General features: G+C 57.5%; 20 protein-coding genes. 14 read left to right on the forward strand and 6 right to left on the reverse strand.

What is annotated here, in order from left to right; all coding sequences use genetic code 11:
• Nucleotides 1-34: 34 nt before the first annotated feature.
• The 11 genes from EF096_RS00725 to lipB are packed head-to-tail and all read left to right on the forward strand — an operon-like array spanning nt 35 to nt 9,992.
• Nucleotides 35-1,300: a glutamate-5-semialdehyde dehydrogenase gene (locus EF096_RS00725; RefSeq protein ID WP_235869585.1), complete on the forward strand. Its 1,266-nt coding sequence runs from the start codon at nt 35-37 to the stop codon at nt 1,298-1,300.
• A gap of 7 nt (nt 1,301-1,307) precedes the next feature.
• Nucleotides 1,308-1,949 carry a nicotinate-nucleotide adenylyltransferase gene (gene nadD, locus EF096_RS00730; RefSeq protein ID WP_123887689.1) on the forward strand — a complete coding sequence of 214 codons (642 nt, stop codon included), beginning with the start codon at nt 1,308-1,310 and terminating at the stop codon, nt 1,947-1,949.
• A 21-nt stretch (nt 1,950-1,970) separates the two neighbouring features.
• Nucleotides 1,971-2,330, forward strand: coding sequence for a ribosome silencing factor (gene rsfS, locus EF096_RS00735; protein WP_123887690.1), 360 nt, complete (start codon nt 1,971-1,973; stop codon nt 2,328-2,330).
• 6 nt (nt 2,331-2,336) lie between these two features.
• Nucleotides 2,337-2,804, forward strand: coding sequence for a 23S rRNA (pseudouridine(1915)-N(3))-methyltransferase RlmH (rlmH, locus tag EF096_RS00740; RefSeq protein WP_123887691.1), 468 nt, complete (start codon nt 2,337-2,339; stop codon nt 2,802-2,804).
• Between the two features lie 3 nt (nt 2,805-2,807).
• Nucleotides 2,808-4,691 carry a penicillin-binding protein 2 gene (mrdA, locus tag EF096_RS00745; protein WP_123887692.1) on the forward strand — a complete coding sequence of 628 codons (1,884 nt, stop codon included), beginning with the start codon at nt 2,808-2,810 and terminating at the stop codon, nt 4,689-4,691.
• The gene (gene rodA / locus EF096_RS00750; protein ID WP_123887693.1) at nt 4,688-5,830 is read left to right on the forward strand and encodes a rod shape-determining protein RodA; all 1,143 of its coding nucleotides are present in this window, start codon (nt 4,688-4,690) and stop codon (nt 5,828-5,830) included. Before mrdA ends, rodA begins: the two co-directional genes overlap by 4 nt.
• A 24-nt stretch (nt 5,831-5,854) precedes the next feature.
• Nucleotides 5,855-6,877, forward strand: a complete 1,023-nt coding sequence (gene mltB / locus EF096_RS00755) for a lytic murein transglycosylase B (protein ID WP_372237825.1) — start codon at nt 5,855-5,857, stop codon at nt 6,875-6,877.
• The gene (locus EF096_RS00760) at nt 6,874-7,812 is read left to right on the forward strand and encodes a septal ring lytic transglycosylase RlpA family protein (protein ID WP_123887694.1); all 939 of its coding nucleotides are present in this window, start codon (nt 6,874-6,876) and stop codon (nt 7,810-7,812) included. Before mltB ends, EF096_RS00760 begins: the two co-directional genes overlap by 4 nt.
• A gap of 46 nt (nt 7,813-7,858) precedes the next feature.
• Nucleotides 7,859-9,064 (forward strand): D-alanyl-D-alanine carboxypeptidase family protein, encoded by a 1,206-nt coding sequence (locus EF096_RS00765; RefSeq protein ID WP_123887695.1) that lies wholly within the window; start codon nt 7,859-7,861, stop codon nt 9,062-9,064.
• Between the two features lie 17 nt (nt 9,065-9,081).
• Nucleotides 9,082-9,360, forward strand: coding sequence for an HP0495 family protein (locus tag EF096_RS00770; RefSeq protein WP_123887696.1), 279 nt, complete (start codon nt 9,082-9,084; stop codon nt 9,358-9,360).
• The gene (lipB, locus tag EF096_RS00775) at nt 9,360-9,992 is read left to right on the forward strand and encodes a lipoyl(octanoyl) transferase LipB (protein ID WP_177412282.1); all 633 of its coding nucleotides are present in this window, start codon (nt 9,360-9,362) and stop codon (nt 9,990-9,992) included. The genes EF096_RS00770 and lipB overlap by 1 nt, the downstream gene beginning before the upstream one ends.
• Here lipB and lipA read toward each other — a convergent pair whose 3' ends face one another.
• The gene (gene lipA, locus EF096_RS00780) at nt 9,993-11,042 is read right to left on the reverse strand and encodes a lipoyl synthase (RefSeq protein ID WP_123887697.1); all 1,050 of its coding nucleotides are present in this window, start codon (nt 11,040-11,042) and stop codon (nt 9,993-9,995) included.
• Nucleotides 11,043-11,179: 137 nt separating this feature from the next.
• Nucleotides 11,180-12,475 (reverse strand): lytic murein transglycosylase, encoded by a 1,296-nt coding sequence (locus tag EF096_RS00785; RefSeq protein ID WP_123887698.1) that lies wholly within the window; start codon nt 12,473-12,475, stop codon nt 11,180-11,182.
• A 375-nt stretch (nt 12,476-12,850) separates the two neighbouring features.
• On the opposite strand from EF096_RS00785, the gene EF096_RS00790 reads away from it, so the two are divergent.
• Nucleotides 12,851-14,479, forward strand: coding sequence for a SulP family inorganic anion transporter (locus EF096_RS00790; protein WP_372237824.1), 1,629 nt, complete (start codon nt 12,851-12,853; stop codon nt 14,477-14,479).
• A gap of 36 nt (nt 14,480-14,515) precedes the next feature.
• Nucleotides 14,516-15,379 carry a universal stress protein gene (locus EF096_RS00795; RefSeq protein ID WP_123887699.1) on the forward strand — a complete coding sequence of 288 codons (864 nt, stop codon included), beginning with the start codon at nt 14,516-14,518 and terminating at the stop codon, nt 15,377-15,379.
• Nucleotides 15,380-15,408: 29 nt separating this feature from the next.
• Here EF096_RS00795 and holA read toward each other — a convergent pair whose 3' ends face one another.
• From holA to leuS, 3 genes are read right to left on the reverse strand one after another with little or no spacing between them, the layout of a single operon-like run.
• Nucleotides 15,409-16,437 carry a DNA polymerase III subunit delta gene (gene holA, locus EF096_RS00800; protein ID WP_123887700.1) on the reverse strand — a complete coding sequence of 343 codons (1,029 nt, stop codon included), beginning with the start codon at nt 16,435-16,437 and terminating at the stop codon, nt 15,409-15,411.
• Between the two features lie 7 nt (nt 16,438-16,444).
• Complete coding sequence (locus EF096_RS00805) at nt 16,445-16,993, reverse strand: LPS-assembly lipoprotein LptE (protein WP_158611215.1); 549 nt, start codon at nt 16,991-16,993, stop codon at nt 16,445-16,447.
• 21 nt (nt 16,994-17,014) lie between these two features.
• Entirely contained in the window at nt 17,015-19,624 is a 2,610-nt protein-coding gene (gene leuS, locus EF096_RS00810; protein WP_123887702.1) for a leucine--tRNA ligase, read from the reverse strand.
• A 205-nt stretch (nt 19,625-19,829) separates the two neighbouring features.
• Between leuS and EF096_RS00815 the strand changes: the two genes are divergently transcribed.
• Nucleotides 19,830-20,102: a hypothetical protein gene (locus EF096_RS00815; RefSeq protein WP_123887703.1), complete on the forward strand. Its 273-nt coding sequence runs from the start codon at nt 19,830-19,832 to the stop codon at nt 20,100-20,102.
• Here EF096_RS00815 and lnt read toward each other — a convergent pair.
• Nucleotides 20,052-21,566, reverse strand: coding sequence for an apolipoprotein N-acyltransferase (lnt, locus tag EF096_RS00820; protein WP_372237830.1), 1,515 nt, complete (start codon nt 21,564-21,566; stop codon nt 20,052-20,054). The two genes, EF096_RS00815 and lnt, sit on opposite strands and share 51 nt — an antisense overlap.
• Nucleotides 21,567-21,574 lie beyond the last annotated feature (8 nt).

Here is a 21,574-nt window from a genome sequence, read left to right on the forward strand (position 1 = left end):
GCCGCATTTGCGCAGACAGGTAATGGGTAACAGCATGAGTGCGGAACAGGTGGTCGTTTACATGACCGAGCTGGGGCAGAACGCCAGACGCGCATCGCGGGTCATTGCTCGCGCGACGACAGCGGTCAAAAACGCGGCTTTGCTGGCAACAGTCGATGCGATCGAGGCAGCCAGCGACAGGTTGGTCGCAGCCAACGAACTGGATTTGCAGGCCGGGCGCGATAGCGGTCTTGATGACGCCATGCTGGACCGGCTGGCGCTGACGCCAGCTCGCCTGCAGACGATGATCGAAGGCTTGCGCCAGGTTGCGGCACTGCCAGACCCGGTAGGTGTTATCCGTGATATGAAGTTCCTCCCTTCCGGTATCCAAGTGGGCAAGATGCGTGTGCCGCTGGGGGTGATCGGGATTATTTACGAGTCCCGTCCCAATGTGACCGTAGAAGCGGCCAGTTTGTGCCTGAAATCGGGTAATGCCTGTATTTTACGCGGCGGTTCAGAGTCGATTCACTCCAATCGTGCCATTGCCGAGTGCCTGCGCACTGGACTGGCAGCGGTCGGCTTGCCTGATGAAGTTGTGCAGGTGGTGGAGACCACCGACCGCGCGGCGGTGGGCGCACTGATTACCATGCCGGACTATGTTGACGTGATTGTGCCGCGTGGCGGCAAGGGGCTGATCGAGCGGATCAGTAAAGATGCCCGCGTGCCAGTGATCAAACACCTGGATGGCATTTGTCACGTTTATGTCGACGATCGCGCTGATCTGGATAAGGCTGAAGCCATTGCTATCAATGCCAAGACCCATCGTTACGGCGTATGCAATGCAATGGAAACACTATTGGTACATCAGGCCGTGGCGGCAGAGTTCCTGCCTCGGGTTGCTGCTATCTATGCGGCCAAGGGAGTAGAGCTGCGCGGCTGCCCGCTGAGCTGTGAGCTGTTGCCGCAGGCTGTTGCTGCTACCGAAGAGGACTGGTCCACCGAATATCTGGCGCCGATTCTATCGGTCAAAGTAGTTGCTGATATGGATGCGGCTATTGAGCATATTAATACCTATAGCTCACAGCACACCGATGCCATGGTCTCTGAAGACTTTTCCCGTGCTCGTCGCTTCCTGGCCGAAGTTGATTCCAGTTCGGTGATGATTAACGCATCGACGCGCTTTGCTGATGGTTTTGAGTATGGCCTGGGCGCTGAAATCGGTATCTCTACGGACAAGATTCACGCCCGTGGTCCGGTAGGCCTGGATGGTTTGACCAGCGAGAAGTACGTGGTATTCGGCGACGGCCATATTCGTCAGTGATACGCGGATGAGGAAGCGAATCGGCCTGTTGGGTGGCACTTTTGATCCGGTGCACTTTGGTCATTTGCGCAGTGCTATAGAGGTGCGCGAGCGGCTGCAACTTGATGAGCTGAGGCTAATTCCCAGCGCGCGGCCGCCGCATCGTGAGGTACCCGGCGCAAGCGCGGATCAACGTTTGGCCATGGTGCAGCTGGCGGTAGGCAAGGGCGGCGGTTTGCAGGTTGATGACCGCGAGCTATGCCGTGAAAAGCCGTCCTACACGCTGGACACACTGGAGTCCTTGCGCGCTGAGCTGGGTAGTGAGGTGGCCTTGTTTATGGTGTTGGGTTGGGACGCCTTTTGCGGGCTACCGAGCTGGCATCGCTGGCAGGAATTGCTGGGCTTGGCACACATAGTGGTGCTGCAGCGTCCGGATTACGATGTGGACGTGCCCGAAGTACTAAAGGATCTGCTGGCTGCCCGCAGTGTGGATGACCCGCAGCGACTGGCTAACGTCAGTGCTGGACATGTTTTTTGCTTGTCGCAGACGCCTTTGGCGATTTCTGCAACGCATATTCGCGGCCTGGTGGCCAGCGGCGCTTCGCCGCGATTTTTGTTGCCGGACGCCGTACTTGACTATATTGAAACTAAAGGGCTGTATCGGCCCTGATATTGAGGATTTAAACGTCTTATGCAGATCGAAGAGCTTGCGCAACTGGTTGAGAACGCGCTGGATGAACTCAAGGCTAAGGATGTCGTGCGCATTGATGTGCGTGAGCACACGAGCGTGACGGATTTCATGATCATTGCCAGCGGCACTTCCAACCGTCACGTCAACGCGCTCAGTGATAATGTGGTTGAGAAAGCCAAAGAGGCCGGTCGTAAGCCTCTGGGTATTGAAGGCAAGGGTTCCGGAGAGTGGGTCTTGGTCGATCTGGCCGACGTGGTAGTACACGTCATGCAGCCGGCTACGCGCGAGTTCTATGATCTTGAGCGCCTGTGGCAGAGTGCCGAGTCGCGTCGCGAACAGCAGCAACGTCCCGTGGAGTAAGGCCTTTTGCGTATTCGCCTGATCAGCGTGGCATCGCGGATGCCACGCTGGGTAGAACAGGGCTATCAGGAGTACGCCAAGCGCATGCCGCCTGATTTGCCCGTGGAGCTGGTGGAAATTCCGCTGGCAACACGTGGTAAAAATGCTGATGTCAGTCGTCTGATGCGCCGTGAAGGTGAGCAGATGCTGGCAGCGGTGCAGCCAGGGGAACGCATCGTAACGCTGGAGGTCACAGGTCGAGCCTGGTCAACCGAGACGCTGGCAGAGCAGCTGGAGATGTGGCGGCTGGATGCGCGTAACGTTAACCTGATGGTCGGTGGCCCCGAGGGTTTGGCCGACGAAGTCAGTGCGCGCAGTGACCAGCGCTGGTCGCTGTCTGCCTTGACGTTGCCGCATCCGCTGGTACGCATACTGCTTGCTGAACAGTTATATCGGGCCTGGACCATTATTAATCGCCACCCCTACCACAAGTAATTCATGTCCAAGCCAATTCACCTGAAAGACCATAGTAAAGATGCCGGGATAGTCCATCGCCGCTTGCTGGTGGCGGCTGTCTTGGTGTTGGCGCTGGTTGGTGCTCTGGTCGCTCGTATGTATTACTTGCAGGTGACGCAATACGAGCATCACTCCACGCTGTCGGAAAATAATCGGGTGCATGTGCAGCCAATTCCGCCAACGCGCGGCCGCATTTACGACCGTAACGGCGAAGTGTTGGCGGAAAATCGGCCCAGCTACAGTCTTACCATTACCCGTGACCGGGTGAAGGACCTGCCGGCTACTTTTGATTTGCTTAAATCGTTATTGGCGCTCAGTGATGAAGACGTGGAGCAAGCTGAGCGGCGTCTGATGCAGGCGCGGCGCCCTTTTGAATCAGTGCCGGTGATGCTGGAGCTGACGCAGGAGCAGATTGCCCGGATCGCGATCAACCAGTTTCGCTTACCAGGGGTCGAGGTCCAGGCGAGCTTTGTTCGTTATTATCCTTTTGCAGACCATTTTGCTCATGCCCTGGGTTACGTAGGGCGCATTAACGAGCGTGAACTCAAATCGATTGATACCGTGGCTTACGCGGGCACCCATTACATAGGAAAAACGGGTGTCGAGCGTTACTACGAAGAGTTGCTGCACGGCACCGTCGGGTACGAAGAAGTCGAAACCAACGCCCGCGGCAGGGTCTTGCGGGTGCTTTCGCGAACCGAACCAGTAGCCGGCAAGGATTTGACCTTGCAGTTGGATGCCAACCTGCAGCGCGTTGCCGAAGAAGCCCTGGGTGATCGGCGCGGCGCGGTGGTTGCCATCGACCCGGCGACTGGCGGCGTACTGGCTTTTGTCAGCAAGCCTGGCTTTGATCCCAACCTGTTTGTCACCGGCATTAGCTACGCAGACTACGGCGCGTTGCGTGACTCGCTGGATCAGCCCCTGTTCAATCGCGTTTTGCGCGGCCAGTATCCGCCTGGTTCAACTATCAAGCCAGTAGTCGCGCTGTCTGGGCTGGACAGCGGCGCCACCACGCGTAGTGCCCGAGTGTATGATCCGGGCTTTTTTCAGTTGCCCAACTTCAGTCACAAGTACCGTAACTGGAACCGCAGTGGTGATGGCTGGGTAGACATGTCTTACGCGATCGCCCGCTCGAACGATACCTACTTTTATGATCTGGCGAACAAAATGGGTATCGATAAAATGCACGACTACCTGACGCGTTTCGGGATTGGTCAGCGCGTTTCGATTGATATGTATGAAGAAGCGCCGGGCCTGATGCCGTCCAGCGAGTGGAAACGGAACAAGTACAAGCAGCCCTGGTACCCCGGAGAAACCCTGATTGCCGGTATCGGGCAGGGCTATATGCTGGCTACACCTCTGCAATTGGCGCAGACCATGGCGCTGATCGCCAATCATGGTAAGTGGCATCGCCCGCGGCTACTGATGGATGCAGAAGGCATTCCGCCTGATGAGTCTGACACCCCAGACGACATCAAATTGCGCGACGAGTCGGACTGGGGCTTCATTACTCAGGCTATGCAGGATGTGATGCAGTCGCCGCATGGCACGGCGCGTGCCGCTGCAAAGGGGGCGGAATATAATATGGCCGGTAAAAGCGGTACTGCTCAGGTAGTTGCCATAGCGCAGGGCGAGCGTTACGACTCCAAGAGTCTGCGCGAGCGCCATAGAGATCACGCCCTTTTTGTCGGCTTTGCGCCCACTGAAAAGCCGTTGATCGCGGTTGCCGCGCTGGTTGAGAATGGCGAGTCGGGGGGGCGGGTTGCTGGCCCGGTAGTACGCGCGGTTTTCGACGCCTGGGTGTTGCCGCGCCTGCCCAAACCTGAGGTTGAGATAACCGATGCGCCTCAGGAGGCAGCGCCATGAAGCGTCCAACCCCCATGCCTGCTTCTGCCGGGCTGAGTCGCCGGGAGTCCTTCTGGACGCGTATTCATGTCGATCCCTGGTTGCTGGTGTTGATCCTTGGTCTCGCGGTGGTTGATGCCTTCGTGCTTTATTCTGCCAGTGGCAAGAGTGTAGGCATGGTCTACCGGCAAATGGCTTACTTTGCTGTCGGTATTGCCGTGATGGTTGTTATTGCGCAGTTTCAGCCAAGGTTCATGCAGCGCTGGGTGCCTGTTGCCTATGTCGGCGGTACCTTGTTGCTGGTCGCGGTCCTGCTGTTTGGCACCGAAGCCAAGGGCGCGCAGCGCTGGCTCACAGTGCCGGGTGTGATGCGTTTTCAGCCCTCGGAAATTCTCAAGCTGGTCATGCCCATGAGTGTGGCCTGGTATCTGGGCGCACGCACGCTTCCGCCGCGTTTCAAGCATGTGGTCATCGCGCTGGCGATCATCTTTATACCGGTGGTATTGATTCTTAAACAGCCTGACCTGGGCACCTCATTACTGATTGCTGCATCCGGGATTTTTGCGCTTTTGTTGGCTGGGCTGCTGTTGCGTTACATTATTGGTGCGCTACTTTTGCTGGCGCCCGCGGCAGCCGGTATGTGGTATTTCGTGATGCATGGGTACCAGAAACAACGGGTACTAACCTTCCTTAATCCGGAGAGTGACCCCTTGGGCTCCGGCTGGAATATCATCCAATCCAAAGCCGCGATAGGTTCCGGCGGCGTGTTTGGCAAGGGGTGGCTCCAGGGTACGCAGTCGCATCTGGATTTCCTGCCAGAAGGGCATACCGACTTTATCATCGCGGTACTGGCCGAAGAGTTCGGCATGGTTGGGGTATGCCTGCTGCTTGGGGTCTATATGTTGCTGATCAGTCGCGGTCTGGTTATCACGTTGCAAGCACAGGACGCATTCTGCAAACTGCTTGCAGGTAGTATCACCTTGACGTTTTTCGTCTATGTATTTGTCAATATTGGCATGGTCAGTGGGCTCTTGCCGGTGGTGGGCGTGCCGTTGCCCTTTATCAGTTACGGCGGTACTTCGCTGATTACCCTGTTGTCAGGGTTCGGCATTCTCATGTCCATCCATACGCACCGTAAATGGATGGCACAAAGTTCATGACGTGGGCCGGGATTGAAACAAAACATGTATAAAAACAACGCGGGTCGTGGTTGCCGTTGGTTTAGTCGGGTCAGCGCAGTGATGGTTTCGGCATTGTTGGCCAGCGGTTCGCTGGCGCAGGATTACAGTGCCGAGCATGCAGGTGTGCCTGACTTTGTGCAGAAAATGCAGTTGGAATACGGTTTTAATGCTCAGCATGTGCAGGATCTGCTAGATCAGGCGGTTCGTCAGGAGGCTATTTTAAAGGCGATCGCCCGCCCCGCGGAGCGGGTCAAGCCATGGCATGAATACCGTGCGATCTTTATTACCGACAAGCGTATCGAGCAGGGTGTTGCGTTCTGGAATGAGCATGCCGATACCCTGGCCCGCGCCGAGAAGGAGTATGGCGTCGAGCCTGAAATTATTCTTGCGATCATGGGGGTAGAGACCTCCTATGGCGGCAATATGGGCTCCTATCGCGTTATCGATGCATTGACGACGCTCGGTTTCGACTATCCCCCGCGCGCTGATTTTTTCCGTCGTCAGTTGGAAAGTTATCTGGTTCTGACTCGCGAGCAGCAAATGGACCCGCTGGCGCTCAAGGGCTCCTACGCAGGTGCCATGGGCTATGGCCAATTTATTCCCAGTAGTTACCAGGCTTTTGCTGTCGATTTTGATGGTGATGGGGTCGTGGATATTTGGAACAACCCGGTCGATGCGATTGGTAGTGTTGCCAACTACTTCCGTCAGCACAACTGGGAGCACGGTGCTGATATAGCGATTGCTGCCGATGTCAGCGGCGATCAGTTTGCCGAGGGCGTTACCCTCGAGCAGGGGCTGGAAGCTCGCAAGACAGTTGGCGAGTTGCGACAACTTGGTTGGACGCCGCGGGTCACCCTGGATGCGGACGCAGAGGTAATGGCGTTCGAGTTTGATGCCGGGGAACAAATGCAGTATTGGCTGGGTCTTAACAACCTGTATGTTATCACCCGCTATAACCGCAGCGTGATGTATGCCATGGTGGTACACCAACTAGCCGATTTGTTACGTGAGGCCCGGCAGCAATGAAGCCAGCTTTTATCTCCCTTTTTCGCAGTACCTGTAGCTGCGCGGCGTTGCTGGCTCTAGCCGCCTGTTCTTCTGGTCCCAATACCACTAGTGGTAGCGGTGCAGCGCCGGCCGCCGGTATGCCTGGTCCAGTGCGCACCGTGCATGATGGGCCGCCCAGTTATATGCAGGACGTATCCCAGATTCCGGATGCTGTACCCGTGCCGCATACCGGGCGCTACAAGGCCGCGCCTTATCGTGTTTTGGGGCGCGACTACAATCCTATGCAGGATGGCCGTGACTATCGCGAAGAGGGCACCGCTTCCTGGTACGGGACCAAGTTTCATGGTCAAAACACCGCCAATGGCGAGCTCTATGATCTCTATGGCATGACCGCTGCGCACAAGACCCTGCCACTGCCCAGCTATGTGCAAGTGACCAATCTAGCGAATAATCGCAAGATTATTGTGCGGGTAAATGATCGTGGGCCTTTCTACTCCGATCGCATCATTGACCTGTCCTATGCAGCTGCCAAAAAACTGGGCTACGCAGATCAGGGTACTGCTCATGTGCTGGTTGAGGGTATTGATCCGGTCGCTTGGCAACAACAGAACAACCCCAGCTATCTGGTGCAGAATCCGTCGGCAGTCAGTCAGCCCGCAGTGGTAGTATCGCAGCCAGCCGAGGTTATACCGCCAGAGCCAGTTGAACTTGGGCACACGGGCTACTATCTCCAGGTTGCTGCTTTTTCCAACCCTCAGTCTGCCGAGCAGCTGCGCCAGCGTTTGAGGGGCGTTGTGTCCGCCAATGTTTTTGTCAGTGAGTTCCAGCAGGATGCGCGTACCTTGCATCGAGTACGCCTTGGTCCGGTAACCAGTCAGGACGAAGCTCGACGCCTTATGGAGGCTCTGCGCCTTGCCAATATGGGCACGCCTACGCTGGTTACGGTTAACTGAATAATCTGTTTTGAATAAACGCACTCCACCTTTGATTGTGAGTAACATGCTGAAAAATCTGATCTCCACCTTGCTCGTCACCGGCGCTACATTGCTTTCCGTCAGCGCTCTGGCACAAACGCCCACACTCAACTCGGCACCCACGCTGGACTCGCAGTCAGCGGCGCCCATTGTGCCTGCAGCACCCGAGTTAGCCGCGTCCAGCTACCTGCTGATCGATGCCAACAGCGGTGCAGTGCTCGTCGAGCACAACGCCGATGAGGCGCTGCCCCCAGCCAGTCTGACCAAAATGATGACCAGCTATATCGGCAGCCAGGAAATCAAACGCGGGCAGATAGGCCAGAATGACCTGGTGCTGGTTAGTGAGAAAGCTTGGCGTATGGGCGGCTCCAAGATGTTCATTAAAGTGGGCAACCAGGTCCCGGTGATTGACCTGATGCGCGGCATCATCATTCAATCCGGCAACGACGCCAGCATCGCGCTGGCCGAGCATATCGCCGGCAGTGAAGACGCTTTCGCCGATATGATGAATGGCCAGGCCAAGCGCCTGGGCATGACTAATAGTCACTTTGTCAACGCTACGGGATGGCCGGCCGAGGGACATTATTCCTCCGCTCGTGACCTTGCGATCCTGGCCCGTGCCATCATCGACGATGACCCGGAAGAGCACTACAAGATTTATGGTGAGAAAGAGTTCGTCTGGAACGAGATACGCCAGCCTAACCGTAACCTGATGCTCTGGCGTGACAGCACGGTTGACGGCCTGAAAACCGGTCATACCGAAGAAGCTGGCTACTGCCTGGTGGCTTCTGCCAAGCGCGAGGATATGCGCCTGATTTCTGTGGTCATGGGTACCACCAGCGAGCAGGCACGCGCAGCGGAAACTCAGAAGCTGCTGACATGGGGCTTCCGTTTCTTTGAGACCAAGACGTTTTATCAGCCTGGTCAGGTTATTTCGACGGCACGCGTCTGGAAAGGGCAACAAGAACAGGTCGACCTCGGTTTGCAGAACGGTTTGCAGTTGACCTTGCCCAAAGGTCAGCTGGATAGGCTGGAAGCGGGCGTCACCATGCAGACTCCAATTCAGGCGCCGATTAAAGCGGGTGACGTGCTGGGTCAGGTTGAGGTTAAGCTGGGTGATGAAATCGTACACTCGGCTCCTTTGGTTGCCTTGTCTGATGTTGCAGAAGCCGGCTTTGTAGGTCGTTTGTGGGACAGTGTTCGGCTGTTCTTTTATGGTCTGTTTAACTGAATCGGGAGCGAAAACTAATGGCCGATAGCAGTGAGCCGCGGGCACCCAAGATTGAGTTCCCTTGTGAATATCCGATCAAGATAATCGGCGCCGCCGCTGATGATTTTGCCGAAGTGATCTGCTCGGTGGTTGAAAAACACGCACCTGGCGTGGATACCACCAGCATCGAGATCAAGGACAGTAAAAACGCGCGTTTTCTATCCTTACGCATTGTTATCACTGCGACCGGACCTGAGCAGTTGGACGCCCTGCACAAGGAATTGAAGGCAACGGGTCGCGTGCATATGGTGCTTTGATGGGCGCTATCCCTGAGCTTTACGTCCGTGCGTTGGGGCTGGTTGAATACCAGCCAACGCTGGATGCCATGCGGCGGTTTACCGATGAGCGTAACGCCAACACCCCCGATGAAATATGGCTGTTGCAGCATCCTCCTGTGTTTACGCAGGGGCAGGCGGGCAAGGCGGAGCACGTACTGGCGGCAGGCGACATACCCGTTGTTCAGGCCGAGCGGGGAGGCCAGGTCACCTATCATGGGCCTGGCCAGCTGGTCGCCTATCTGTTGCTGGATCTCAGACGCTTGGGCTTAGGGGTGCGCGATCTGGTTACCGCCATGGAGCAGGCGTTGGTTGATGTGCTACGCCAGTATGATCTGGATGCCGCACCAAAGCCGGATGCGCCGGGTGTGTATGTGGCGGGTAACAAGATTGCCTCTCTGGGACTAAGAGTGCGGCGTGGGTGCTCGTTTCACGGGCTGGCTTTGAACGTTGATATGGATATGGAGCCTTTCCAGCGAATCAACCCTTGCGGCTATGCGGGGCTGCGCATGGTTCAGATGAGGGAGCTGGTTGCGGGCACGCTGTTGTTTGAAACTGTCGAGCAGCAGCTAACTCAGGCGCTGCGTGAGCGCCTGGGCTACAGTTTGGTTTGATTAATTCAGGTTCAGGGCAGGGATCAGGCTTTGATCAATATCCTGGCCTGGCACCGCCACAGGGGCGGCCAGTCCCAGATTGTTCTTTTCAAACACCCGGTCGGCTCGGTAGCTGGAGCGGACTAGCGGCCCAGATGCTACTTCCATAAAGCCTTTTTCCAATCCCAGATCGCGGAAGCGGTTGAATTCCTCAGGACTAACCCAGCGCTGAACCGATAAATGATTGCGCGTAGGTTGCAGGTATTGTCCCAGGGTTACGATATCCACGCCGATGGCTCGCAGGTCATCGAAGGTCTGCAGCACTTCCTCATCGGTTTCACCCAGCCCGAGCATGAGACTGGTTTTGGTCAGCACGTCGGGACGGTGGCGCTTGGCATGTGCCAAGACGTTGAGCGTTTTCTCATAACCAGCGCGCGGATCGCGAACCTCATGGGTCAGCCGCTTGACCGTCTCAACATTCTGCGCAAAAACCTGCAGGCCGGAATCAACCACCCGTTCGATCGCTGAAAGGTCACCATCAAAGTCCGGTGTCAGCGCCTCTACCACTACATGCGGAGTGCGCTGCTTGATGGCGCTGACGCAGGCGGCGTAGTGGGCCGCGCCGCCATCTTCGAGATCATCGCGATCAACCGAGGTAAGCACTATATAGCGTAGCGCCATGAGCTCAACCGATTTGGCCGTGTTTTCCGGCTCTTCCTGGTCGAGCCAGCCGTTCGGGTTACCTGTGTCCACCGCACAGAAGCGACAGGCCCTTGTGCACACCGAACCCATGACCATGATAGTGGCTGTGCCGTTTGACCAGCACTCGCCCATATTAGGGCAGTGCGACTCCTGGCATACGGTACTCAGGCGATGTTCGCCAACATTACGCTTTACCGCTTCAAAGCGGTCACCACTGGGCGCTTTGACCCTGAGCCATTTGGGCTTGGGACTAAACACTTTTGGTTCGCTGGAGTTGCGGCGTTTTTGGCCGTCCTTGATGGCCGGAATGCCTTGGGCATTACGAAACTTCTCGCCACTGGAAACGGTTTTCTGCGGACTGTCGGACATCGGAATCAGGGCTCCTGCGGGTAGCGGCTCCACGGGGGAATGTGCTGGGCACGGGTCGGCTTGTGGCCACGGCAAAGTTTATCACAGAACCTGTCGCGTGCACCGACCAGTGCTGGCCGGTGCTTTGCGCGTATGCCTTACTGTCTGCGCTTCAACTGCTCCAGCAACTCCGGTGTCGGGTAGCCGTCCGCAGGCCAGCTCAGTTGCTGCTGAACTCGACGGATGGCAGCACGCGTGTTGGCACCTATGATGCCATCAATGCCGCCCGGCTCGAAGCCCTGTTGTGTCAACAGCGTCTGCAGCTCGGTACGTTCGCTGCGTGATAGCGGGCGATCGGAGGTTGGCCAACTGCCGACGACCTTGCCGCCGCCCTGAAAGCGCTCCGACAGCAGGCCGATAGCCAGGGCGTAACTGGATGAGTTGTTGTAGCGCATGATGGTGCGGAAGTTGTTCATGACCAGAAAGGCGGGTCCGCGATGGCCAGCGGGCAACAGCAGGGCGGCGCTTTGCTCGTTCAAGCCGGGCGCCAATGGCGCGCCCTTGGCGTCAGTGATACCCAGCTCAGCCCATTGTTGCATGGGTTTGCGGATGCTGCTGTCGGCCAGAGCGTAGTCGAAACCATCGGGTAGTTTGACTTCCTGCCCCCAGGGCTGCCCGCTTTGCCAGCCGGACTGTTGCAGGTAATGCGCGGCCGATGCCAGGGCGTCGGTGGCACTAAACCAGATGTCACGACGGCCGTCGCCATCGAAATCAACGGCATATTGGTTGTAGGTGGTCGGGATGAATTGGGTTTGGCCCATTGCGCCTGCCCAGGAGCCGAGCATGCGTTCGGGCTCAATGTCACGGTGCTGCAGGATATCCATGGCGCCGAGCAGTTGATCGTGGGCGAAGGTAGGTCGCCGTCCTTCATGCGCCAGTGTAGCCAGGGAGCGAATGACCTGGCGGTTACCCATATTTTGCCCGAAGTTACTTTCCAGGCCCCAGATGGCCGCCAGGATATGGCGGTCTACGCCATAGCGCTGCTCAATACGCGCCAACTGGGCGCGCTGCTCGCCAAGTTTACGCTGTCCGGTAGCAACTCGCTGGCTCGATAGTGCGCTGTCCAGGTAAGCCCAAACCGGCCGCGAAAACTCAGGCTGGCTCTGGTCTGCTTTGATCACATCAGGGTCGGGGGTGACACCAGCGAAGGCACGGTCGAAGAGTTGCGGATCGATTCCCTGCGCCAATGCCTCGACACGAAAGTCGGCGCGCCAGTCGGCAAAGCTACGCGGAATGACAACGGGGTCTACCATTACACTGCTGTTTGGCTGGGCGGCGGCCTGGCTCGTCTCAATCTGGGCTTTGATCGGGGTGTCGGCGCAGGCGGTGACGCTGAACAGGCTGGCGCAGGCGATTAAGTATATGCCGGCGCGGCGTTGGGATGGATGGCGCATGTAGTCATTCCTGAAAGCGGTCTGGCACCGGGTCTGGCGCCAAGGTACGGGTGTTTGCTTTGGAGGATACTGACGTTGGAAGGTTCCTGCCAGCGCTACGCGATAACGTGTGGCGGGGTTGTGCGGTGGTCCGCATGGCGACGCTGTGCTAAAGTTCGCGGCCTTCTACTCCCAGACTGAATGACGGACAAGCTATGTTTTGCCCAAGCGGCGTTACGCCACCTTAGCCCTCTTTTCAGTGGTGTTCGTTGTTTGCGTGCGGCGTCCGCGCATCAACACCTTATGCAGCAGCCTTGCAAAGAGTGCGTGTCTATCAGGGCGCCATCGCCCTTGCTGGGCAGTCAATCAGCTATATCGAACCGGCAGAAATAATTTATGACTCTGATCGAATCCATTCGCCAACAGTGGTTTTCCAATGTGCGTGGTGACCTGCTCTCAGGTTTAGTGGTAGCGCTGGCACTTATTCCTGAAGCTATCGCGTTCTCCATTATTGCCGGGGTTGACCCCAAGGTCGGCCTGTACGCCTCATTCTGTATCGCTGTAGTGATTTCCTTTACCGGTGGCCGGCCTGGCATGATCTCGGCCGCAACAGGCGCTATGGCGCTCTTGATGGTCACCCTGGTGCGGGATCATGGCTTGGAGTATCTGCTCGCTGCCTCCATTCTCTGTGGGGTGCTGCAGATAGGCGCTGGTTATTTACGCCTTGGCTCGCTAATGCGTTTTGTCTCGCGTTCAGTCGTAACCGGTTTTGTTAACGCCTTGGCTATCTTGATTTTTATGGCGCAGTTGCCAGAGTTGACCAATGTTACCTGGCATGTATATGCCTTGACCGCAGCGGGTCTTGGCCTGATTTACGGTCTGCCCTGGTTGGGCAAGTACACTTTTCCAGGTGTTGGCCTTTATGGCTTGATTATTGGTTTCGCACTGGTGATCGGTAGCATAGATGTGCGGGCGGGTTACGGGGTCGTTTTGATAGGTATCATTCTGGCTACGGTAACCGCGCGCTGGAGCCGAAATATAGTCATTCCTTCGCCGCTGATATGCATTGTGCTGCTGACGGGCGTTGCCATGTGTTTAGGGCTGGATGTTCGCAGCGTTGGAGATATGGGTGAGCTGCCGGATACCCTGCCGATCTTCCTCTGGCCAGATGTACCCCTGAATCTGGATACGCTCCTGATAATCTTGCCTTATTCCGCTGCCATGGCCGTGGTCGGCCTGCTCGAATCCATGATGACCGCGACCATCGTTGATGATCTGACCGATACCAGCAGTGACAAGAACCGGGAGTGCAAGGGGCAGGGGATTGCCAACATCGGCTCGGGCCTGCTCGGCGGTATGGCGGGTTGCGCTATGATCGGTCAGTCGGTAATTAACGTGAAGTCTGGCGGGCGTACGCGTTTGTCGTGCTTTGTCGCAGGTGTGGTTTTATTGCTGATGGTGGTATTCGCCAGCGACTGGGTTGGCCAGATTCCCATGGCTGCACTGGTTGCTGTGATGATCATGGTTTCCATCGGTACCTTCAGCTGGGACTCGCTGCGTAATCTGCGCAAGCACCCGCTGTCGACCAATATCGTCATGGTCACCACAGTGCTGGTGGTGGTTGTCACGCATAACCTGGCCTACGGGGTGTTGGCTGGCGTGCTGCTGGCTTCGCTGTTCTTTGCCAATAAGATTGGCCACTTCTTGTATATCACCAGTGAGGCCAATACCGACGGCACCGAGCGGCGTTATCAGGTGGTCGGGCAGGTGTTTTTCAGCTCCGCAGACAAGTTCAGCGACAGCTTTGATTTCAAAGAGGTGCTTGATAAGGTGGTGATTGATCTTAGCCGCGCACATTTCTGGGATATTACTGCTGTGGGAGCGTTGGATAAGGTGGTAATGAAGTTCCGCCGCGAAGGCAGCGAGGTGGAAGTAATAGGTTTGAATGAGGCCAGTGCGACCATCGTTGATCGCTTTGGTGTGCATGACAAACCCGATGCCGTTGACCGACTGATGGATCACTGAGCCTAACTAACCCGACAGCAACAAGGAGAGCAGCAGATGAGCGAAAGCGAAGCCAAGGTAGTGGCCTGCATTGATGGCTCCGGCGCTGCGGTTGCCGTGTGCGACTACGCGGCCTGGGCCAGTCAGCGTTTGCAAGCACCGCTTGAGCTACTGCATGTATTGGATCACAGTCAGTCGCCAGCCCATGCGGACCTGTCCGGCAACATTGGCTTGGGTAGTCGTGAGCATCTGCTGGTTGAATTGGCCGAGCTGGATGAAAAGCGTGGGCGGCTGCTGCGTGAGCAAGGTAAAACCATGCTCGAAGCAGCAGCTCAGCGCGTACGTGCCGACGGTGTTGAAGCACCTTTGACGCGTCAGCGTCACGGCGAGTTGGTCGATACGCTGCGCGAGCTGGAAAGCGATATCCGGCTGCTGGTGATGGGGCGTCAGGGCGAGGTAAGTGACTCTCTGGCACGCCACGTGGGTAGCCATCTGGAGAGCGTGATACGTACTCTGCATCGTCCCATCCTGGTCACCACGGGCGAGTTCACGGCGCCGCGCAATCTGTTACTGGCTTATGACAACAGCCCCAGCACCCGCAAGGGTCTGGAAATGCTGGCGGACAGCCCACTCTTTGCCGGGCTGCCAATTCACCTGTTGATGGTCAGTGGCGATAGCGAAGAGGCCTGGGCCAGCTTGGGCGCCGCACAGCAACGTCTGCAGCAAGCAGGGTTCAGTGTTACCACTGCGGTGCGTACGGGTGAGGTTGAGGCTGCGCTGCTGGCTTATCAGCGCGAAGAGAGTATCGACCTGATCGTGATGGGCGCCTACGGCCACTCACGTATTCGGCAGTTCCTGGTGGGCAGTACCACAACCGGCATGCTGCGCAATACCCAGTGTCCGTTGTTGTTGCTGCGCTGAGTTGTTGCTGATTAGCAGGTGCTGAAGTCTCAAAGACTGAGGCGTACGCCTGCCGCTTCTACCAGAATGCGCGCCAGGCCGTCCCAGGGCGAGCCTTGAGCCTGCCCCTTGATCTGTTCATCAACGGTTTGCGCTGCACCCAGCCACTGCTCCCAGGCGCCGGCTGGATGGCGATCCAGTGCGCTTTTCATTACCGGTTTGCGTTTATCCCAGATAGGCGGTCGCTGGCTGGAAAACACCTTCTCCAGCGGAATGCCTCTTGCGCTTTCCTGCGCCATGTTGGCGAGTGTGCGTAATTCACGGGTCAGAGCCCAGAGCACCACAGGCGCCTCAACGCCTTCGCCCCGCAGACCCTGCAGAATCCGAACAGCCTGTTGTGGCTGGCCCAGCAACATGGCATCAGACAGGTTGAAAACATCAAAGCGAGCGCTGTCGGCAACCACCTGCTGCACGGTGTCGAGATCCAGCTCGCCGCTGGCACAGAAAAGTTTAAGCTTTTCGATTTCCTGAGCGGCGGCGAGCAGGTTGCCCTCCACCCGCGCAGACAAAAGCTCTAAAGCCTGCGGGCTGGCCTGGATGCCAGCGGCGGCGAGGCGGTCGCGCATCCAGCTGGGTAGCTGATGGGCTTCTATCGGCCACACTTGGACAAAACGGGTGTCCGCATGCTCGACCAGCGTCTTGGCCCACTTGCTGCGCAGCGTTGTACCATCCAGTTTTGGCAGGCTAACGAGCAGGGTAGTGTCTGCTGGCGGCTGCTCCAAGTAGCCTAGCAATGCCTTGGCACCCTGATCGCCCGGCTTGCCACCAGGAATGCGTAGCTCCAGCATGCGTTGCTGGGCGAACAGAGACAGGCTGTGGCTGGCCTCGTAGAGCTGAGACCAGTCGAAGCTGCGATCAACGTGGAATACCTGGCGTTCTTCGCTACCTGCGTCGCGGCATGCCTTGCGGATAAGGTCCTCAGACTCGCTGGTCAGCAGCGGATCATCGCCGCTGACGACGTAGACTGGCGCCAGGCCTTCCTTCAGCTGGCGTGGCAGTTGCGCCGCGTTCAGCTTCATAAGAGGCTCAGCGTGCCTGCTGTTGGTCTAGGGTCTGCTCGCGCGCAGACAGCTCACTTTCGGTCAGACTCGACAGACGAAACAGCAGCTGCCGTGTCAGGTCGCCGCGCATCTCGCGACGCAGCAGGCTCTCTTCTTCGCTGGTGCCGATGATGTTGTCCTTGTCGTTGACGTAAGTGCGTCGCGTGTCCAGGGTTTCCGGGCCAATCAGAGCACGGCCCTGGCGGTCGGAGATCACAAAGGTCAAGTCGCTGGTCAGCTCGTACTCGGCAGGCGTCGCCCGGCTGGTGTAGCTGAGGGCGCGGCGGCCGACAGACTCATCCAGCAGCTGTAACTTATAAGGTGCGGTCGAGGTGACCTGTACACCGTCAATCTCAAGCGCGTCCAGTACTTGCTGATAGGTCTGCCCGTAGCGGTTACTGGCGGACACGTCGAGTTCACTCAGTTCGACGTTGTCGACGCCGGTTCCGCGCAGCTGAAAGCCGCAGCCGGAGACGAGCAGAGCCGCGCCGAGCAGGGCGCTGCTCAACAGCAGACGAGGTGTGTTCAGGGACATCTTGGCTCTCCGTTGCATAATTCAGTTGGCGACAATATTGACTAGTTTACCCGGTACCACGATCACCTTGCGGATGGTCAGGCCTTCGGTAAAGCGTTGCACGTTCTCATTATCTCTTGCCGCCGCCTCAATGGCGTCACGGCTGGTATCGGCAGCGACATCGATATGGCCGCGCAGTTTGCCGTTCACCTGAATGACCAGCTGCAGCGTATCCTGCGTCAGCGCGTTTTCATCCAGCTGCGGCCAGCGTGCGTCGATGACAGCATCGTTGTGACCCAGTGCCTGCCAGAGGCTGTGGCAGATGTGCGGCGCAATAGGGGCCAGCAGCAGTGCGACTGTTTCCAGACCTTCTTGCAGCAGGGCACGATCTTGCGCGGTCTCCTGTGGCGCTTTTTCCAACACATTCATTAGCGTCATGACCGCCGCGATGGCGGTATTGAACTTGTGGTGTTGACCAATATCCTGGCTGGCTTGCCTGATTGCCAGATGGATAGCCCGGCGAACGTTTTTCTGTGCATCGCTGAGGGCGTTCAGGTCTGGCTTGCCTGCCGGACCACCATTGTTAGCGTGCGCGTGATTCAGACGCCAGACGCGGCGCAGGAAGCGGAAAGCACCCTCGACCCCTGAGTCGGACCATTCCAGGCTCATATCCGGCGGTGAAGCAAACATCATGAACAAGCGGCAGGTATCGGCGCCGTATTGCTCAATCATCGCCTGCGGGTCCACGCCATTGTTCTTTGATTTGGACATCTTTTCGATGCCGCCGACTACAACCGGCAGGCCATCGCTTTCCAGCTTGGCAGCGAGAATCTTGCCCTTGGCATCGCGCTCAACTATCACGTCAGCGGGATTGAACCAGCTTTTGCTGCCATTGGCCTCAAGGCGGTAATAAGTTTCTGCGATCACCATGCCTTGGGTCAGCAGGTTCTTGAAAGGCTCACTGGCCTCAATCAAGCCTTCGTCGCGCATCAGCTTGGTAAAGAAGCGCGCGTACAACAGGTGCAGAATGGCGTGCTCGATTCCACCAATGTATTGGTCAACGGGCAGCCAGTGGTTGGCGGCTTTGGGGTCAACCATACCTTGATCATAGTTAGGCGAGGCGTAGCGGGCAAAGTACCAGGAGCTTTCTACGAAAGTGTCCATGGTATCGGTTTCGCGCTTGGCCGCAGCGCCGCACTTGGGGCAACTGCAATCATAAAAATCAGCCATTTTGGCTAGCGGCGAACCCGAGCCGTCAGGTACCACGTTTTCGGGCAGTACGACCGGCAGCTGATCTTCGGGTACCGGCACGTCACCGCAGGCATCGCAATGGATGATCGGGATCGGACAGCCCCAATAACGCTGGCGGCTGATGCCCCAGTCGCGCAGTCGGAACTGGGTGCGTGGCGCGCCCAAATCGTTCTGCTCCAGTACATCACCAATGGCGGTGAAGGCGCTGGCAAAGTCCAGGCCGTCGAACTCTTCCGAGTTAATCAGCTCGCCTTTCTCGCCGTAAGCGTCCTGCCAGGGCGCTGGCGTGGAGTCGCCGGCAGAAGTGCGTACAACCGGCTTGATTGGCAGGTCAAACTTGGTGGCAAACTCGAAATCACGTTCGTCGTGCGCCGGTACGGCCATCACCGCGCCTTCGCCGTAGGTCATCAGCACGTAGTTGGCGACCCAAACGGGCATTTTGGCGCCAGTCAGTGGATGCTTGACGAACAAGGGGGTCGGCAGGCCTTTCTTTTCTTGAGTGGCGATGTCGGCTTCGGCGACGCCGCCGCGTTTGCACTCATCAATAAAGGTTTGCAAGCGCTTATCGCTTTTGGCCGCCAGGGTGGCTAGCGGGTGTTCGGCCGCGACCGCGACATAGGTCGCGCCCATCAGGGTGTCGGGGCGCGTGGTGAAGACTTTCAGTTTGCCGTCTTGACCGATGCTGTCGGTATCGTAAGGGAAGTGCACTTCCATGCCGACCGATTTGCCGATCCAGTTGCGCTGCATCGTCTTGACCTGCTCAGGCCAGCCAGGCAGATCATCCAGTGAGCTGAGCAGTTCTTCCGCGTAATCGGTGATCGCGAAGTAGTACATGGGGATTTCGCGTTTTTCGATCAAGGCGCCTGAGCGCCAGCCTTTGCCGTCGATAACCTGCTCGTTGGCCAGTACTGTTTGGTCTACCGGGTCCCAGTTTACCGTGCCGTTCTTGCGATAGATCACGCCTTTTTCGAACAGCTTGGTAAACAGCCACTGCTCCCAACGGTAGTAGTCTGGCTTGCAAGTTGTGACTTCGCGCGACCAATCGATGGCCAGGCCCAGACTTTTGAGCTGGGTGCGCATGTAGTCAATATTGGAGTAGGTCCACTCGGCTGGGGCAACCTTGTTGTTCATGGCCGCGTTTTCCGCAGGCATACCAAAGGCATCCCAACCCATTGGTTGCAGCACATTCTTGCCCTGCATGCGCTGATAACGCGCAATCACATCACCGATGGTGTAGTTACGCACGTGCCCCATGTGCAGCTTACCGCTGGGGTAGGGGAACATGGACAGACAGTAGAACGTTTCCTGGTCGGGCGTTTCAGTGACCTTAAACGCGTCTGCGTTCTCCCAATCTGTCTGTGCGGCGGCTTCTATATCACTCGGTGAATACTGTTCTTGCATGGCGTGGGTCTGAAGACTCGTAGTTGAGAAAAGTTAATGGGGCAGGATACACCACCAGGCTTGGCACAGGTAGTCATATGCCATTCGTCGCCGAGCACTTTGCGCGCGGCGATGCGGGTCTATCATCAGAGGGACATGCTTATCAGCGCGACTCAGGGAGGAGGCGATGAGAGGGCAGTGCGACCACCATTGAGGAGGGTAAGGCATGAGTTGGAGAACGCCTGACGCAGTAGCTAGGCGAGAGCAGGACTGTTCCTACAGTCGCATTCTGCGTCGCCTGGATCAGGCGCTGGATGTAGCGCATACCCGTCAATGGCTTGCCGGGTATAGTGGCGACTGTATAGCCGAGCTGGAGCTGCGCGGGCTAAGTCAGGAGGATCTAAAGGTGTTGTGGCAAATACTCTTGTCGCTGGATGCCTATGTGCCCTTACCGGGTGTTTTGCCGCCTGCGGCGCAACCCGATAACCAGCAACACTAGTACGACAAGTGCCATCAGAGGGGCGCTCTGCCAACGGAGGTAGGGCGTCAGGCCCTGCATCGGTTGTACTTCCCCCAGTAGTACTTCTTGCTGAAATTGAGCTATACGTTGACGAATCCGTCCCTGTTCATCGATCAGAGCGGTGACGCCGTTATTGGTCGCTCGGATCATCCAGCGTTGGCTCTCGATCGCGCGCATCTGGGCCATCTGCAGGTGTTGTAGCGGGCCAATTGAGCTGCCAAACCAGCTGTCGTTACTGATGGTGATCAGCAGGTCACTTTGCGCCGCCTGCCTGGCGGCAAAGTCGGGATAGACCGCTTCGTAGCAGATCAACGGTGCGAGGCGGTAACCGGCCGCCAGCAGCGGGCCCTGGTCCGCCGGACCACGGCTGAAGCTCGACATGGGCAGATTAAAAAAGTCGATCAGACCGCGCAGTAGCTCTTCCATGGGAACGAACTCACCAAAGGGCACCAGTTTTTGTTTCAGGTACTCACTTTGCGGTTCGCTGCCGCCGACCATGATGCCGTTGTAGATTTTCATCCCAGCGGGCTGCATATCGTCTACCGGAATGCCGGTAATCAAGGTACTGCCGCGTTTGGCGAGATTGGCCGCGATACCATCAACAAAATACTGGCCCTGACTCTGCAGTACCGGCACGGCGGTCTCTGGCCAGACGACCAGGTCCGTGGCTGGCTGTGCGTAAGTAAGATCACGGTAGAGTGACAGGGTGTGGGTTATGTAGTCGGGGTCCCACTTCAGCGCTTGCTCTATATTGGCCTGCACCAGATTGACCGTCAGCGGGTCGCCTTTGGACTGGGTCCAGTTCACCTGCTGGAGAGCGTAGCCGCCACACCAGAATGCAGCGACCAATAACAGGGCCGCCAGCGCTTGCTTTGGACGGCGCAGCAGCTGCCACTCGCTGAGTAGGCAGGCGATAAACACGGAGATACCGCCAACCAGCCAAACTCCGCCGACCGGAGCCCAACCATTAAGCCAGGTTTGGGTGTGCGCATAGCCGTGGTACAGCCAGGGAAAGCCGGTCAAAAACCAGCTGCGGAAGATTTCTTGCGCGACCCAGATAGCAGCAAAGCTCAGGCTGCCAAACCAGGGTCCGTGACTGCGAAAAAATCGTACCCAGACCCACGCCATCAGCGCGAAGAATAGCGACAGAATCAGCTCGAGTCCGCCGGTCAGCACGCCAGCCAACAGCGGCGAGGCGTTGCCATGCAGGTGAATGCTGATGTAGATCCAGGAAACACCGGAGGCAAATAGGCCAAGGCCCCAGGCGCCGCCACGCACTGCTGCCTGCTTGCTGTCGACCTGACATAGCCCCTGATACAGCAAGGCAACGGAGAGCATGCCCAGCGGCCAAAGATGGTAGGGCGCAAACGACAGCGTACTGAGCGCGCCGGCCAGCATGGCTATCACATGGCCGACCAGGCCGGGGCCGCGCAGTCGGTTCAGCAGAGCGG

The sequence above is a fragment of the Pseudomonas neustonica genome (assembly GCF_003797945.1).
GTDB lineage: Bacteria > Pseudomonadota > Gammaproteobacteria > Pseudomonadales > Pseudomonadaceae > Halopseudomonas > Halopseudomonas neustonica.